Genomic DNA, 14,588 nt, shown 5'->3' with positions numbered 1-14,588 from the left:
ATTTGGGCCAGCAAATGAAAGTGACTCGCCTGCCGGGGCGAGACCCGGCGCAGCCTCACAAGGTCAACCGACCCTAGCCCTTCAGCTCGGTGAGCACGACCTCGACCACCTGGTCACCATCCCCCAGCCAGACATGCCCATCCTGCACCGTGCACTGCAGCCGCATCGTCCGCTTCGCCAGCCCGGCCAGGGCCGCGCTCGCCTCTGCGGGTATCTGCCGTGCCCGCAGGTTGCCCAGCTTCGCCAGCGCCGACTGGTTCTGCGTCCACCACAGCGTCGCGTTGCGGCCGTACAGGTAGAGCAGCAGCTCGCGCGACCGGTGCGAGGCCTTGCGCAGCCACTTCTCGTCGGGCTGGCCGACGTCGACCCAGAGCTCGATGTCGCCGACCAGGCTGCGGCGCCACAGGTCGGGCTCGTCCATCTCGGTCATCGCGTTGGCGAAGGCCAGCGGCGCGGGGTCGTCGTCGGCCACGGCGTGCAAGGCATAGGCCAGCAGGCGGACCATCAGCCGTTCGTCGTTCTCGGACGGGTGCTGGGCCAGCGTGAGGGCGTGGGTGCCGTAGTAGCCGCGATCCATGTCGGCGACCTGCAGTTCGGCCTTGAAGACGGTGGACTTGATTGCCATATCCGGCGAGCCTATCAGCAGCGCCGCCCGGGGCGGGTACCATGCCGGCTCACACCGCAAGGAGGGCTGATTGGCCACCCCCAACTACTCCTACGAAAAGCGCCAGCGCGAGCTGGCCAAGAAGCGCAAGAAGGAAGAGAAGGCGCAACGCAAGGCTTCCGGCAAGGGCCCCGACGAGCCGGGGACCGAGTCGACGCCCAACGACGCGGCGCTCGGCACGCCCCCGGCCGGCGGCACTGCACCGGGCGGCGGCAGCGGCAGCTAGCCCGCCGGCCCTTCAGTCCGCCGCGGCCTCCTCGCCGCCGCTCTGCTGCAGGGCCCACATCTCCGCGTAGCGCCCGCCGCGGGCCAGCAACTCGGCATGCGTGCCGCGCTCGACGATGCGGCCCGCCTCCATCACCAGGATCTGATCGGCGTCGACCACGGTCGACAGCCGGTGCGCGATGACCAGCGCGGTCTTGTTGCGCGCGGCCGTCTGCAGCTCACCCTGGATCGCCCGCTCGTTGGCGGAATCCAGCGCCGACGTCGCTTCGTCGAAGATCACGATCGGCGGGTTCTTCAGCAGCGTGCGCGCGATCGCGACACGCTGCTTCTCGCCGCCGCTGAGCTTGAGGCCGCGCTCGCCGACCGGCGTGTCGTAGCCCCTGGGCGTGCCGGCGATGAAGTCGTGGATGCGCGCCGCCTGCGCTGCGGCCTCGACCTCGGCCTGGCTGGCCCCGGGCCGGCCATAGGCGATGTTGTAGGCCACGGTGTCGTTGAACAGCACCGTGTCCTGCGGCACGATGCCGATGGCCTGGCGCAGGCTGTCCTGGGTCAGCCGGCGGATGTCGTGGCCGGCGATCGTGATGCGACCGGCGTTGACGTCGTAGAAGCGGTACAGCAGCCGCGCCAGCGTGCTCTTGCCGGCGCCCGAGGGCCCGACGACGGCGACGGTGTGGCCGGCGGGGATCTCGAAGCTGAGGCCGTGCAGGATGGGCCGCGACGGCTCGTAGGCGAAGCTCACGTCCTCGAAGCGCACGACGGGCGGCGCGTCCGCGTGCAGCGCCACGGCGTCGGGTGCGTCGCGCACCTCGCGCTCGCGCTCGAGCAGGCCGAACATCTTCTCGAGGTCGGTCAGCGCCTGCTTGATCTCGCGGTAGATCACGCCCAGGAAATTGAGCGGGATGTAGAGCTGGATCATGAAGGCGTTGATCATCACCAGGTCGCCCAGCGTCATGCGCCCCGTCACCACGCCGTCGGTGGCGCGCCACAGCATGGCGATCAGCGCCACCGCGATCAGCAGCTGCTGGCCGGTGTTGAGCATCGACAGCGTCGACTGCGACTTGAGCTTGGCGCGGCGCAGCTTGTCGAGGCTCTCGTCGTAGCGCTTCGCCTCAAAGGCCTCGTTGTTGAAGTACTTGACCGTCTCGTAGTTCAGCAGCGAGTCGATGGCGCGCGTGTGCGAGCTGGAGTCGAGCTCGTTCATCGTCTTGCGGAACTTCGTGCGCCACTCGGTCACGACGACGGTGAAGCCGATGTAGACCACCAGCGCCGACAGCGTGATCCACGCGAAGGCGGCATCGAACTTCACGCCGAGCAGCACCAGCACCAGCCCGACCTCGACCAGCGTCGGCAGGATGCTGTAGAGCGAGTACGAGATCAGCGACTGCACGCCGCGCGTGCCGCGCTCGATGTCGCGCGTCATGCCGCCGGTCTGGCGCTCGAGGTGGAAGCGCAGGCTGAGCGAATGCAGGTGCTGGAAGACCTGCAGCGAGATCGATCGCGACGCCCCTTCGGTGGCCTTGGCGAAGACCAGCTCGCGCAGCTCGGTGAAGAGCGAGGTCGACAGCCGCAACGCGCCGTAGGCCAGCAGCAGGCCGACCGGCACGACCAGGGCCGCACGCGGATCGCCGAGCGGGATCGACATCGCATCGACCAGTTCCTTCAGCAGCAGCGGCACGCCAACGTTGGCGACCTTGGCCGCGATCAGGCAGGCCAGCGCCAGCACGACGCGACCCTTGTAGGCCCACAGGTAGGGCAGCAGCCGCGCCAGCGTGTGCCAGTCGGAGCGCGGCGCGGCAGCCGCTGCAGCGGGCGACGCGGCCGGCAGGGCGGAACTCAGGCTCTCAGCGCGACGCATGACCGACAATCTCTCCAGAGAACGACGCACCGCCGATTGCGGCACGCCCCATCATGACCGACAAAGCTCCCAGCCATCGACCCGGCCTGCTGGCCGCCAACCTCGCCAGCCTGCCGCCGGGCCTGGAACTGGTGCTGAGGGTGATGCCGATGCCGGCCGACTCCAACAGCAACGGCGACATCTTCGGCGGCTGGATCATGGCCCAGGTCGACCTGGCCGGCGCCGTGCTGCCGGCGCGCATCGCCAAGGGCCGCATCGCGACCGTGGCGGTCAACCAGTTCATCTTCAAGCAGCCGGTGTCGATCGGCGACCTGCTGAGCTTCTATGCGCGCGTCGAGCGCATCGGCCGCACGTCGATCACGGTGCACGTCGAGGTGCATGCCGAACGCAACCCGGCCGAGCCGGTGGTGGTGAAGGTGACCGAGGCCAGCCTGACCTACGTGGCGATCGACCACCAGGGGCAGCCGCGGGAGATCCCTCGCTAGGTCGTGGTGCGCAGCCGGCGCTGCAGCCGCCAGCCCAGCAGCACGGCGATGACGACGGCGTAGATCGCGACCTCGCCGAAGTGGTTCTTCGCCGCCTTCATCCAGAAGAAGTGCAGCAGGCCCAGCAGCACGACGGCGTAGACCAGCCGATGCAGCGCCTGCCAGCGCGCCGCGCCCAGGGCCTTGATCGCGCGGTTGAACGAGGTGGCGGCCAGCGGGATCATCAGCAGCAGCGCCAGGAAGCCGACCAGCGCGAACGGACGCTTGGGGATGTCCTTGGCGATGGTCGCCAGGTCCAGGCTCATGTCCAGCCAGGCGTAGCTGAGGAAGTGCAGCAGCGCGTAGAAGAAGGCGAACAGCCCCAGCATGCGCCGAAAGCGCGCCAGCGCCGGCTGCTGCGCCCATACCCGCAGCGGCGTGACGGCCAGCGTGATGCACAGGAAGCGCAAGACCCAGTCGCCGGTGGCGCGGATCAGGGCCTCGGCCGGGTTGGCACCCAGGGTGTTGGCGACGGCGCCGTAGAGCAGCCAGCCGAAGGGCAGCAGGCACAGCGCGAAGAGCAGCGGCTTGGCAGCAGGATGCAGCCACGGCGAGAGCCTGCGCCGGGCAACCTGCGCCGCGCCGGAGTCGCGCAGGACGGCACTCATCGCGTGCGGCTCAGTAGTTCTTCGCCAGGTCCATGCCGGCGTACAGCTGCCCGACCTGGGGCTCGTAGCCGTTGAACATCTGCGTCGGGCGCTTCTTCTGGAAGAGGCCGTCCTCGCCGATGCGGCGTTCGGTCGCCTGGCTCCAGCGCGGGTGGTCGACCTTGGGGTTCACGTTCGAGTAGAAGCCGTACTCCTGCTGCGCGGCCCGCGTCCAGGCCGACACCGGCTGCTTCTCGACGAAGCGGATCTTGACGATGGACTTGGCGCTCTTGAAGCCGTACTTCCAGGGCACCACCAGGCGCACCGGCGCGCCGTTCTGGTTGGGCAGCACCTCGCCGTACATGCCGAAGGCCAGCAGGCTCAGCGGATGCATCGCCTCGTCGAGGCGCAGGCCCTCGACGTACGGCCAGTCCAGCACGCTGGAGCGCACGCCGGGCATCTGCTTCGGGTCGGCCAGGGTCAGGAACTCGATGTACTTGGCATTGCCGGTCGGCTCGACGCGCTTGATCAGCTCGGCCAGCGAATAGCCGACCCAGGGGATCACCATCGACCAGCCCTCGACGCAGCGCAGGCGGTAGATGCGCTCCTCCATGGGCGCGAGCTTCAGCAGGTCGTCGATGCCCAGGGTCTGGGGCTTGTTGACCTCGCCCTCGATCGCCACCGTCCAGGGCCGCGTCTGCAGCGTGCCGGCACGGCGGGCCGGGTCGGCCTTGTCGGTGCCGAACTCGTAGAAGTTGTTGTAGCTGGCGGCGTCGGCGTAGGCGGTCGGCTTGTCCAGCGTCACCGCGCCGGCCACGCCGCTGCGGGTGCCGGCCAGCGCCGCCAGCTTGCCGGGCCGCGCAGTGGCGACGGCCTGGGCCAGCGCGTCGCGGCCCGCCCAGCCGGCCAGCGCGGCCCCGGCGCCGCCGGCGGCCATCAGGCGCAGGAAGTCGCGGCGCTGCTCGTACAGCGCGCGCGGCGTGATGTCGCTGGCGAGGGGGTGGACGTGGCCATTGCGGCGCGCTCGTGGAATCAGCATGGTGGGCTCAGGACTCGTGGCGGAGGAGGAAAGTTCCGGGGCCGCCGCGTCGCGTCGACATCGCCCGGCCCTGCACGACAGTCGCCGGGAAGCGGCGCCAACTTACAGCGACACGCCTCAGAGCGCCGCGAAGTCGGTCGAGACGATGCCGTCGTCGTCGCCGCCGTACAGGCGCAGGGCCTGGGCCGGGCGGCGATCGCGGAAGCTCTTGCGGGCGAAGAGCTTCTCCTGGGCCTGCGCCGGCAGGTCGGTGATGCGGATCACCTGGCGCGCGATCAGCACGTCGATCAGGTCCTCGATCACGCGCACGAAGTCGGCGTCGAGCTTGTTGAACTCGCCGGCGCCGCCGAAGCCGGAAGGGGTGCTGCCGCCCAGGAAGGCCTGCACGGCGGGGTCTTCACCCGACACGAAATCGGCGCCCGCCTCCGGGCTGCGGTGCAGGCTCAGGATGCGGCCGTCGGGATGGCGCAGGGCATAGGGCATGGCGCTTTCGACTTTACGCCTGCGCGCATGGCAGTGCCTGCCGCGACCCTTCGAACGGATCGCCGACCCGGCAGCTGTTCACGCCACGAGGGCCGGAACGACAAAGGCCGGCAGAGCCGGCCTTCGTTGGAGCACCTGACGGGTCAGCGCAGCCCGGCGATGTAGTCGGACACCGCCTTGAGTTCCTTGTCGCTCAGGTTGGCGGCGATCGCGCTCATCTGCGCGTTGTTGGCACGCGCTCCACTGCGGAAGGCCACCAGCTGGGCCTCGGTGTAGTCGGCATGCTGGCCGCCCAGGCGCGGATAGGCCACCGGGATGCCGGCGCCGGTCGGGCTGTGGCAGCCGGCGCAGGCCGGGACCTGCTTGGCCACGATGCCGCCGCGGTAGATCTGCTGGCCGAGCGCGACGCTGTCCTTGTTCTTGGCGAAGCCCGGCTTGGCCTGCTTGCCGGCGTAGAAGGCGGCGACGTTGCGCATGTCGTCGTCGCTCAGCGTCGAGGCGAAGCCCTTCATGATCGCGTTGTTGCGCTTGCCGGACTTGAACTCGGCCAGCTGCTTGGCGAGGTACTCCGGATGCTGTCCGGCGAGGATGGGGTTGGCCGGGCTGCCGCGCGAGCCGTCGAAGCTGTGGCAGGCGCCGCAGACCCCCGCGGCGATCGCCTCGCCTTTCTTCAGGTCGGGCTTGGCCGGGGCTTTGGCTTCTTCGGCCAGGGCCGGAGCCAGGAAAACGGCGGCCAGCAGGAGCGTCAGGGCAGACTTCATGAGCAGATGGAGAAGGTTGGAGGGTTGGCGCGGGGAACGGCGCCCGACGCACAGCCAACGATTTTACAATGGCACATGTCCTCGCCCACCCTGGCGGCTCCAGACCCCGCCAAGCTGGCCTTGGCCTGGACGCACACCGCCCGCTTCCTGACCACCGCAGCCCAGCTGCACCAGCTGCCGCCGACCGAGCTGCCCGAAATCGCCTTCGTCGGCCGCTCCAATGCCGGCAAGTCGACGGCGATCAACCGCCTGACGCAGCAGAAGCGCCTGGCCTTCGCCTCCAAGACGCCGGGGCGCACGCAGCACATCAACCTGTTCGCGCTGGGCCCGAAGGAGGCGCCGGACGCGCTGTTCGCCGATCTGCCGGGCTATGGCTACGCGGCCGTCGCGCGCGGGGCCAAGCTGCGCTGGCAGCAGGTGATGGCGCAATACCTGGAGCTGCGCCGCAGCCTGTCGGGCGTGGTGCTGATGGTCGACTCGCGGCTCGGGCTGACCGAGCTGGACCAGCAACTGCTGGCCTTCGTCGCACCGCGCGTCGGCACCGGCGAGGTCAAGCTGCTGGTGCTGCTGACCAAGGCCGACAAGCTGAACCGGCGCGAGGCCGATGCCGCCGTCGCGGCGGCGCGCGAGGTGCTGGGCCAGCTGGCCACCGACACCGCGGACGTGAGTCTCGCGCTGTTCTCGGCGCTCAGCCGGCGCGGCGTCGACGATGCCGCCGAACTGCTGCACGGCTGGGTCCAGGCCGGCGCACCGGCCCCTACCCTGACGGATTGAAGCGGCCACGATCGCCTTCGATACTGGGACGAGGGCGTCCACCCCGGCCGCCCGCCAGCCCAGCGAGCCGCCATGGACCTGAAGATCTACTACGCCACCAATCGCGCGCACGAGGGTCCTGAGCAGTTCCAGCCGACCGGCTACGGCACGCGCTTCTCGTCGGACGGCATGGAGAACCTGCGCTTCGGCCGCGTCACCTTCACGGCCGACGACGCCAAGGTCGCGCAGTTCCTGAACCGCACGCGCCCCGCCACCGGCCGCGGCGACGGCGAGGGCCTGCAGGACTACCTGTCGCAATGCATCGGCAAGTCGCAGCGCATCGAGGCCTACGAGGAGTCGATCCCCAGCAACGCCGTGGCCGAGACCGCGCAGAAGCACGTGAAGCTCGGCTCGCTGGCGATGTTCGCCGACCTGCAGGCCGACATGCGCGAGTCGCGCGACATGCTGCTGTTCATCCATGGCTTCAACGTGTCCTGGACCGAGGCCGTGGGGTCGGCGGCGGCCCTCGAGGCGATGCTCAACCGCGCCGGCGTCAGCGGCGGGCAGCGCGCGGTACGCGTGGTGCTGTTCACCTGGCCGTCCAACGGCAAGGCCCTGCCCTTCGTGTCGTACAAGTCGGACCGCTCGGATGCCCAGGGCTCGGCCGGCGCCGTGGGTCGCGGCCTGCTGAAGGTGCGCGATTTCCTGCACGAGCTGGGTCGCGAGGTGCGGCAGGACAACGCCCGCGTCAAGGAGCTCGAGGCCAGGCTCACGCGCCAGGGCGTACGACCGAGCGAGATCGCGCGCGCCGTTGCCCAGCTCGAGGCCACCGAGCTGTGCGGCCAGAAGATCCACCTGCTGTGCCACTCGATGGGCAACTACCTGCTCGAGAACGCGCTGCAGCGCCTGTACGAGCACACGCCCGGATCGGCGTTGCCGCGCCTGTTCGACCAGGTGTTCATGTGCGCGCCCGACGTCGACGACGACGTGCTCGAGGCCGGCAAGCCGATGGAGCGCGTGCACCAGATCGCCAACCGCGTGACGGTCTATCACAACGCCAACGACACCGCGCTGCGCGTGTCGGACTACACCAAGGGCAACCCCGACCGCCTGGGCCAGCGCGGCGCCGCGCGGCTGCCGCTGGTGCACCAGAAGATCCAGCAGGTCGACTGCCAGCGCGTGGTCAGCGGCCTGACCCAGCACAGCTACTACGCCAACGGCGTGGTCAACAACGACATCGTCAAGAACATCCAGGGGCTCAACGCCGGCACGGCCGAGCGGCTCCTGGCCGCGGCGGGCGGGCCCAACGCCTGGCGCTTCGACGCGCCCGCCTGAGGCCTGTCGCTCGCGCGACGCCAGGCGGCCGAGGCGCGGCCGCATACTCGATCGACGACATCGAGGAGACGCGCATGACGATCGAGAGCTTTCGCGCCGAGCTGCCGCACGGCATCACGCTCGAGTGCCGCGCCTGCGGACCGCGCGATGCGCCGGTGCTGGTGTTCCTGCACGGCTTCCCGGAGGCTGCCTTCATCTGGGACGAGATGCTGGCGCAGTTCGGCGCGCGCTACCGCTGTGTCGCCCCCAATCTGCGCGGCTTCGGCGGCTCGTCGGCGCCGGTCGAGGTCGAGGCCTATCGCGCCAAGCCGCTGCTGCAGGACGTGGCCGCGCTGATCCACCAGCTCGGTGCGCCGGTCGAGGCCGTGATCGCGCACGACTGGGGCGGGGCGGTGGCCTGGCACCTCGGCATCCAGGCACCGCAGCTGGCGAAGCGGCTGGTGATGATCAACTCGCCGCACCCCGGGCCCTTCCTGCGCGACCTGCAGTCGGATCCGGCGCAGCAGGCGGCCAGCGCGTACATGAACTTCCTGGTCCGCCCCGACGCCGAGGCGCTGCTGAGCGAGAACGACTACGCGCGGCTGTGGCCGTTCTTCCGGCAGATCGGCGGCGATGCCGCGTGGCTCACGCCCGAGGTGCAGCAGCGCTACCGCGAGGTCTGGTCGCGGGGGCTGACCGGCCCGCTGAACTACTACCGCGCCTCACCGATGAAGCCGGCGACCGCCAGCGACGACGCGGTGACGAAGCTGAAGCTGGAGCCCGCGCAGATCACGGTGCGCCTGCCGACCACCGTGGTCTGGGGCGACGCCGACATCGCGCTGCCGCCGAAGCTCGTCGACGGGCTGGAACAGTGGGTCCCGCAGCTGCGGCTGGTGCGCGTGCCCGGCGCCAGCCACTGGATCGTGCACGAGCAGCCGCAGCGCGTGGCGCAGGAGATCGAGGCTGCGCTGGCGCGGTGAGATGCGTGCCGGCGCCTAGGGCCGACCGAGCAGGAGATAAAGCCCGGTGTCGCCGCGCGGTGCGTGGACGACACCGAAATACAGCGGGCCCAGGCCGGTGTCGGCACCGATGAAGACGCTCATGCCGCTGCGCAGGTCGCCGAGCGACACGTCGCCGCGCTCGCGCCAGGCATTGCCGGCCTCGAGCGAGAAGCCGGTGAAGAAGCCGCGCGTCAGCGCCGGCGGCGTGAGCCGGTAGTAGTAGCTGGCGCGGCCGAACAGCAGGTAGTTGCCTTCGATCTGGCCCGGCTTGTAGCCCGACAGGCGCTGGAAGCCGCCGAGTGTGTACAGCCCCTGCGCCAGCGCCGAGCCCTGCCCGGCGAACTGCGAGCGCAGCGCCAGGTTGACGGTGTGCAGCCGCCCGAAAGTCGTCGCGCCGACGGCGTCGATGTCGAAACGCGTGAAGTCCTGTTCGACGCGGAGTCCGCCGGCGCGGCTGCGGGCGCGGCCGCCGGCCACCTCGCCGACGAGGCGGTAGCCGCGCTGCGGCAGGAAGGCGTAGTCGAGCTGGTCGATCACCGCGCGCAGGCGCACGCCGGTGAGGTCGAGGTTCGAGGCGACCGGACCCGCGTCGTCGTCGCGCACGAGCAGCAGCTTGTCCTGGAAGCGCGCGCGGAACACCCCGGCGCGCAGCTCGCCGAAACCACCCCAGGGCTGGCCCAGGTCGACCGCGGCGACGCCGCTGGTGCGGCGCAGCCGGCCGCTCTCGGGCCCCTCGGGGCTGACGTAGGTGACGACCTCGCGGCGCTCGACGGCGGCCGTCGCAGCGACGAACCAGTCGTTCGACGGCCCGAGGGTCCAGCCCAGCGGCCGGTAGAGCTCGGTGAACCAGGCCGGCTCGGAGCCGATGCGCACGCGGTTGCGCCATTCGCTGCCAGCGGCGTCGAGCCAGTGGCGCGTGTGGACGACCTTGACGTTGAAGCTCGCACGGCCCGAGAAGTCGGTCGCGAGGTCCAGGCCCACCTTCAGGTAGTTGGGGCCCCAGGACTTCTCGTCGAGCTTGAACACGAGGCCGTCGCGGCCGGCTTCATCGCGCACCAGCTGGTAGTCGACGCGCTCGTAGTCGCCGGTGGCGGCGAGACGGCGCACGTCGGCCTCGGCGCGCGCGACGTCGAAGGGCCGGCCCGGCTGGCTCGCCAGCTCGCGCGCGTTGCGCTGGGCATTGCTGCGCTCCGAGCCCTCGAACTGGACGAAGGCCAGCGTCGGCGACGCGCCCTGGGCCTGGGTGCGCGCCTGCGCCCAGGCGCGGTAGCCATCGACATCGACGGCGTAGTCGGACAGCTGAACCACCTGGGCCTGGGCCTGCAGCTCGCCCAGCTGCACGAAGTCGCGCATCTTGTCGAAGTCGCCCGAGGTCAGCGTGCCGAGCTGCGGCGCGATCAGCAGGTCGCGCTTCGTCAGGCTGGCCAGGCTGCGCTGCACGTTCTGCTCGGTCAGGATCGCGATCATCTGCGTCGTCACGCCGACCAGCGAGCCCAGCGTCTCGCGGCCGGCGATAGGCGTGCCGATGTTGACGACGATCACGACGTCGGCGCCCATCGCGCGCGCCACGTCGACCGGCAGGTTGTCGACCAGGCCGCCGTCGCCGAGGATGCGGCCGTCGACCTCGGTCGGCGCGAACACGCCGGGCACGCTCATGCTGGAGCGGAGCGCCAGCGCCAGGTCGCCCTCGCTCAGCACGCGGGCCTGGCCGGTCTCCATGTCGGTGGCGACGGCGCGAAAGGGCGTCGGCAGGCGGTCGAAGTGGCGGATGCCGCGCACCGGCAGCGTGTAGCGGCGCAGCAGCGACTCGAGGCCGCGGCTGGACAGCGTGCCGAGCGGAATGCGCAGCTCGCCGTCGCGCAGGCCGAGCTCGAGCGCCGGCGCGACCTCGAAGTCGTCTTCCTTGCGGCGCTGCGACAGCTCCTCGCGCGCCACGCGGTTGGCGAACAGCGCGTTCCAGTCGACCTGGAGCAGCTCGCGCTCCAGGGTCTGCGCGCTCATGCCGCTGGCATACAGGCCTCCGATGATCGCGCCCATCGACGTGCCGGCGATCACGTCGATCGGCACGCGCTCGCGCTCCAGCACCTTGAGCACACCGACATGCGCGAGCCCGCGCGCCCCGCCGCCCGACAGCACCAGGCCGATGCGCGGCCGGCCCGGCGCTTGCAGCGGCCGCGTGGCGACGGCACGCTCGCCCAGCGGCGCCGGCGGGGAGGTCTGCGCCCAGGGGCTGCCGGCCAGCAGCCACGACGACATCAGGAAGAGCAGGCAGAGGCCGCGGCGGCGCATGCGTCGATTGTGCCGGCGCGTCGGCACCGATCAGCGTGCGGCCGGGGCCAGCAGGCTGTCGACCGCGCGCTCGATCAGCGTGCGCTCCTCGACCGGCGCGGCCAGGCCGCCCTGGGCCAGGCGCTCCAGCGCGCGCCGCGTGAGGCCGTGCGTCGTGCCCAGTTCGGCATCGCTGAAGAGCCAGTGCTCGCGCGCCGCGTCGACCCACAGCACGCGCGCGTTCGACCAGCTGCCGCGGGCGACCAGCCGGCACCACTGGCCGACGGCGAGATGGCGCAGCCAGGCGCGCGCATCGGTCACGGGCCCCTCGGGCATCAGCGCGGCCGGCACCGTCTCGAGCGTGCCGATGTCGAACATCGAGTCGCCGCTCGCCGGCGCGACCACGTTCGGCGGCGGCAGTTCCTCGTCGCGGAGGCGGCGCACGATGTCCTCGGCGCTGGCCTCGCGCGCGGCCGGCGCGGCGCCGGGTCGCAGCAGCTCGGTGTGGCGCGCCATCAGCAGAGCCAGCAAGGCCTCGCGGCGCGCGCCCGGCAGGTCGGCACGTGCCATGCCCTGCTGCAAGCGCTGCACCAGCGCCGGCACGCTGGCCAGCAGGCGCCGACGGTCGCCCTCGCTGCGCAGCGGCGCGAGGCTCACCAGCAGGTCCGGCACGACGGCCATCAGCGCGCGCGTCGAGTCGGCATGCTCGCCGTCCAGCAGCACCGCCTGGGCCAGCATGTCGACCCAGGGTCCGGTCAGGAACTCGTGCAGCGCGGGGTCCAGCGTGACGGCATCGCTGGCCGCCGGCGCTGCGCCCTCGATGCCCCAGCTGCCGGCCGCCTCCTGGATCTGCAGGCGCACCTGGCGTCGCAGGGCTTCGTTGACCAGCGTGCGACGCGCCGCCGCCTGCAGCTTGGCGATCGGCGCGGCGGCATCGCGCCGCTCGGCGTCGAGCTCGGCCACCAGCAGCGCGTCGAGCGCGCCCAGGGCCTCGGCATGCTGGGCGGCATCGGGCCGAGGCGCGCCCTGCAGGGCGTCGAACAGTCGGCGCACCTCCACCAGCAGCTCGGCCAGGCGCGGGTCGGCATCGTCCTCGAACCCGGCCGTGTGCGAGGCCAGGTGCACCATCAGCTGCCAGCTCGGGTGGTTGTGATCCTCGAGCAGGCGCGGCTCGCGGATCGCGATGCGCTGCAGCGGCCCCTGCAGCAGGCCGAGCACGTGACGCACCGACGGCACCAGCAGCGCATCGTCGAGGATGGCGTCGAACATGTGCGCGACCAGCAGCATGACTTCGCGATCGTCGTCGTTGCGCGCCATCGCGGCCAGGTCGGGCAGGCGCTCCATCAGGCGCGGCGCCTGGGGCGTGCCCGCGTCGGCTCCGGCGTCGAGCGCCTGCGCCACGCCGAGGTCGAGGCGGATCAGCGCGTCGGGTGCCGCGGGCGGGGCGGCCCGACCGGCGAGGCGGCCGCGCAGCTCGTCGAGCGCGCCGGGCCGCGTCAGGTCGACGCCGGAGCTCGGGGCGGGCGCACGGCGCGCCCCCGGCAGCGCACTGGCCTGCCAGGCTGCGGGCTGGACACCCCAGTCGGCGAGTTGCCGCTCGGCGTCGATCGACACCTGCCGCAAGGCGCGCCCGAGCGGGCCGCAGGCCGCGCGCATGAGCGCCTTGCGTGCCGCCGCATCGAGACCCAGCGCCTCGCTGGCGGTCCACACCGCCTGCACGACCAGCGCCGGCCGCAACAGGTTGGCGTGGCGGCCGACGACGCTGTCCCCGCGCAGCGTGGCGCTGCGGGCCTGCAGGTCCTGGACATGGTTCTCGAGCAGGACTTCGACCTCCTGGGTCGCGCGCAGCAGTTCGATGTTCTGGTCCGCCGCGTCTTCGTCGACCAGGGTGAGCGCCTGCGCCGACCAGGCCGGCCGCCCGGCCGAAGCCGCGGGCATCGCCCCGGCCAGATCGTCCCTCCAAGCCGCGGCCAGCAACTCGCCGACCCGATGCGCCCACTCGGCCTGCCGATCGCGCAGCGCGACCTGGGCATCGACCGACGCCGACGCCTTCAGGGCCGGCTGGGCATCGCGTGCGACGCGCGCCATCCATTGCGGCACCTGCGCGAGCTGCTCGTCGAGATACGCCTGCAATCGTGGCGAAGCGGCCATGGCATCGATTATCCGAGCCGTCGCGAAGCCGCCCGGCATCCGAGGCCCCCGGAATGAAAAAGGGCCACCGGATGGTGGCCCTCTCCAACGGTCGGCGCGTTGAGCGGCGCGAGCCGCTCGAACGCGCCCCGAAGCGCTCGGACTTACATGTCCATGCCCATGCCGCCCATGCCGCCCATGCCGCCGCCCGGCATCGCCGGCGCGTCGTCCTTGGGGGCCTCGGCGACCATCGCCTCGGTGGTCAGCATCAGCGCGGCCACGGAAGCGGCGTTCTGCAGCGCGGTGCGCGTCACCTTGGTCGGGTCCAGGATGCCCATCTCGATCATGTCGCCATAGGTGCCGTTGGCGGCGTTGTAGCCGTAGTTGCCCTTGCCGGCCACGACCGCATTGACCACCACGCTGGCTTCGTCGCCGGCGTTGCTGACGATGATGCGCAGCGGCTCCTCGATGGCACGCAGGATCAGCTTGACGCCGGCGTCCTGGTCGGGGTTGTCGCCCTTGATCGTGCCGGCCGCCGCGCGGGCGCGCAGCAGGGCCACGCCGCCACCGGCCACGATGCCTTCTTCCACCGCCGCACGCGTGGCGTGCAGGGCGTCTTCGACGCGGGCCTTCTTTTCCTTCATCTCGACTTCGGTGGCGGCACCGACCTTGATGACGGCCACGCCGCCGGCCAGCTTGGCCACGCGCTCCTGGAGCTTCTCGCGGTCGTAGTCGCTGGTGGCTTCCTCGATCTGCACGCGGATCTGCTTGACGCGCGCCTCGATGTCGCCCGCAGCGCCGGCGCCGTCGATGATGATGGTGTTTTCCTTGCCCACCTCGACGCGCTTGGCCTGGCCCAGATCGGCCAGCGTGACCTTCTCGAGCGTCAGGCCCACCTCTTCGGCGATGACCTTGCCGCCGGTCAGGATGGCGATGTCTTCCAGCATGGCCTTGCGGCGGTCGCCGAAGCCCGGCGCCTTGACG

General features: G+C 71.2%; 14 protein-coding genes. 5 read left to right on the top strand and 9 right to left on the bottom strand.

The window, feature by feature from the left end; all coding sequences use genetic code 11:
- Positions 1-73 precede the first annotated feature (73 nt).
- Complete coding sequence (locus QZV97_RS18505) at positions 74-625, bottom strand: YaeQ family protein (RefSeq protein WP_295646044.1); 552 nt, start codon at positions 623-625, stop codon at positions 74-76.
- 70 nt (positions 626-695) lie between these two features.
- Here QZV97_RS18505 and QZV97_RS18500 point away from each other — a divergent pair, with 70 nt between their 5' ends.
- Positions 696-890, top strand: coding sequence for a hypothetical protein (locus QZV97_RS18500; RefSeq protein WP_295646041.1), 195 nt, complete (start codon positions 696-698; stop codon positions 888-890).
- 12 nt (positions 891-902) lie between these two features.
- Here QZV97_RS18500 and QZV97_RS18495 read toward each other — a convergent pair whose 3' ends face one another.
- Positions 903-2,744: an ABC transporter ATP-binding protein/permease gene (locus QZV97_RS18495; protein WP_295646039.1), complete on the bottom strand. Its 1,842-nt coding sequence runs from the start codon at positions 2,742-2,744 to the stop codon at positions 903-905.
- Between the two features lie 53 nt (positions 2,745-2,797).
- Between QZV97_RS18495 and QZV97_RS18490 the strand changes: the two genes are divergently transcribed.
- Positions 2,798-3,229, top strand: coding sequence for an acyl-CoA thioesterase (locus QZV97_RS18490; RefSeq protein WP_295646037.1), 432 nt, complete (start codon positions 2,798-2,800; stop codon positions 3,227-3,229).
- Here the strand turns inward: QZV97_RS18490 and QZV97_RS18485 are convergent.
- The 4 genes from QZV97_RS18485 to QZV97_RS18470 form a co-directional block, all read right to left on the bottom strand.
- Positions 3,226-3,876: a protein-methionine-sulfoxide reductase heme-binding subunit MsrQ gene (locus QZV97_RS18485; protein WP_295646036.1), complete on the bottom strand. Its 651-nt coding sequence runs from the start codon at positions 3,874-3,876 to the stop codon at positions 3,226-3,228. The two genes, QZV97_RS18490 and QZV97_RS18485, sit on opposite strands and share 4 nt — an antisense overlap.
- A 10-nt stretch (positions 3,877-3,886) precedes the next feature.
- Positions 3,887-4,894: a protein-methionine-sulfoxide reductase catalytic subunit MsrP gene (msrP, locus tag QZV97_RS18480; protein ID WP_295646033.1), complete on the bottom strand. Its 1,008-nt coding sequence runs from the start codon at positions 4,892-4,894 to the stop codon at positions 3,887-3,889.
- Between the two features lie 117 nt (positions 4,895-5,011).
- Complete coding sequence (locus tag QZV97_RS18475; RefSeq protein ID WP_295646045.1) at positions 5,012-5,269, bottom strand: hypothetical protein; 258 nt, start codon at positions 5,267-5,269, stop codon at positions 5,012-5,014.
- Positions 5,270-5,520: 251 nt separating this feature from the next.
- A complete protein-coding gene (locus QZV97_RS18470; RefSeq protein WP_295646030.1) occupies positions 5,521-6,138 on the bottom strand; it encodes a c-type cytochrome in 618 nt (205 codons plus the stop codon).
- A gap of 75 nt (positions 6,139-6,213) precedes the next feature.
- Between QZV97_RS18470 and yihA the strand changes: the two genes are divergently transcribed.
- From yihA to QZV97_RS18455, 3 genes are all read left to right on the top strand, one after another.
- Positions 6,214-6,912 carry a ribosome biogenesis GTP-binding protein YihA/YsxC gene (gene yihA, locus QZV97_RS18465; RefSeq protein ID WP_295646027.1) on the top strand — a complete coding sequence of 233 codons (699 nt, stop codon included), beginning with the start codon at positions 6,214-6,216 and terminating at the stop codon, positions 6,910-6,912.
- Positions 6,913-6,984: 72 nt separating this feature from the next.
- Entirely contained in the window at positions 6,985-8,226 is a 1,242-nt protein-coding gene (locus QZV97_RS18460; protein WP_295646024.1) for an alpha/beta hydrolase, read from the top strand.
- Positions 8,227-8,300: 74 nt separating this feature from the next.
- Positions 8,301-9,185 (top strand): alpha/beta hydrolase, encoded by an 885-nt coding sequence (locus QZV97_RS18455; RefSeq protein WP_295646021.1) that lies wholly within the window; start codon positions 8,301-8,303, stop codon positions 9,183-9,185.
- 15 nt (positions 9,186-9,200) lie between these two features.
- Here the strand turns inward: QZV97_RS18455 and QZV97_RS18450 are convergent, their stop codons facing one another.
- From QZV97_RS18450 to groEL, 3 genes are all read right to left on the bottom strand, one after another.
- Positions 9,201-11,495, bottom strand: coding sequence for a patatin-like phospholipase family protein (locus tag QZV97_RS18450; protein ID WP_295646017.1), 2,295 nt, complete (start codon positions 11,493-11,495; stop codon positions 9,201-9,203).
- A gap of 30 nt (positions 11,496-11,525) precedes the next feature.
- Positions 11,526-13,625: a DUF1631 family protein gene (locus QZV97_RS18445; protein WP_295646014.1), complete on the bottom strand. Its 2,100-nt coding sequence runs from the start codon at positions 13,623-13,625 to the stop codon at positions 11,526-11,528.
- 143 nt (positions 13,626-13,768) lie between these two features.
- The coding region (groEL, locus tag QZV97_RS18440; protein ID WP_295646011.1) for a chaperonin GroEL at positions 13,769-14,588 on the bottom strand (820 nt) is incomplete at its 5' end.

Source organism: uncultured Methylibium sp., assembly GCF_902826655.1.
Lineage (GTDB): Bacteria > Pseudomonadota > Gammaproteobacteria > Burkholderiales > Burkholderiaceae_C > Methylibium.
Note: the sequence above shows the minus strand (reverse complement) of the source record. Positions and strands in the feature narration are given on the sequence as shown.

Excerpts from the sequence above, each read along its gene's own strand:
- QZV97_RS18455 (WP_295646021.1), top strand. The coding sequence starts at position 8,301 with ATGACGATCGAGAGCTTTCGCGCCGAGCTGCCGCACGGCATCACGCTC.
- QZV97_RS18450 (WP_295646017.1), bottom strand. The coding sequence starts at position 11,495 with ATGCGCCGCCGCGGCCTCTGCCTGCTCTTCCTGATGTCGTCGTGGCTG.
- QZV97_RS18470 (WP_295646030.1), bottom strand. The coding sequence starts at position 6,138 with ATGAAGTCTGCCCTGACGCTCCTGCTGGCCGCCGTTTTCCTGGCTCCG.
- QZV97_RS18505 (WP_295646044.1), bottom strand. The coding sequence starts at position 625 with ATGGCAATCAAGTCCACCGTCTTCAAGGCCGAACTGCAGGTCGCCGAC.
- QZV97_RS18495 (WP_295646039.1), bottom strand. The coding sequence starts at position 2,744 with ATGCGTCGCGCTGAGAGCCTGAGTTCCGCCCTGCCGGCCGCGTCGCCC.
- yihA (WP_295646027.1), top strand. The coding sequence starts at position 6,214 with ATGTCCTCGCCCACCCTGGCGGCTCCAGACCCCGCCAAGCTGGCCTTG.
- QZV97_RS18490 (WP_295646037.1), top strand. The coding sequence starts at position 2,798 with ATGACCGACAAAGCTCCCAGCCATCGACCCGGCCTGCTGGCCGCCAAC.
- QZV97_RS18445 (WP_295646014.1), bottom strand. The coding sequence starts at position 13,625 with ATGGCCGCTTCGCCACGATTGCAGGCGTATCTCGACGAGCAGCTCGCG.
- msrP (WP_295646033.1), bottom strand. The coding sequence starts at position 4,894 with ATGCTGATTCCACGAGCGCGCCGCAATGGCCACGTCCACCCCCTCGCC.
- QZV97_RS18460 (WP_295646024.1), top strand. The coding sequence starts at position 6,985 with ATGGACCTGAAGATCTACTACGCCACCAATCGCGCGCACGAGGGTCCT.
- QZV97_RS18485 (WP_295646036.1), bottom strand. The coding sequence starts at position 3,876 with ATGAGTGCCGTCCTGCGCGACTCCGGCGCGGCGCAGGTTGCCCGGCGC.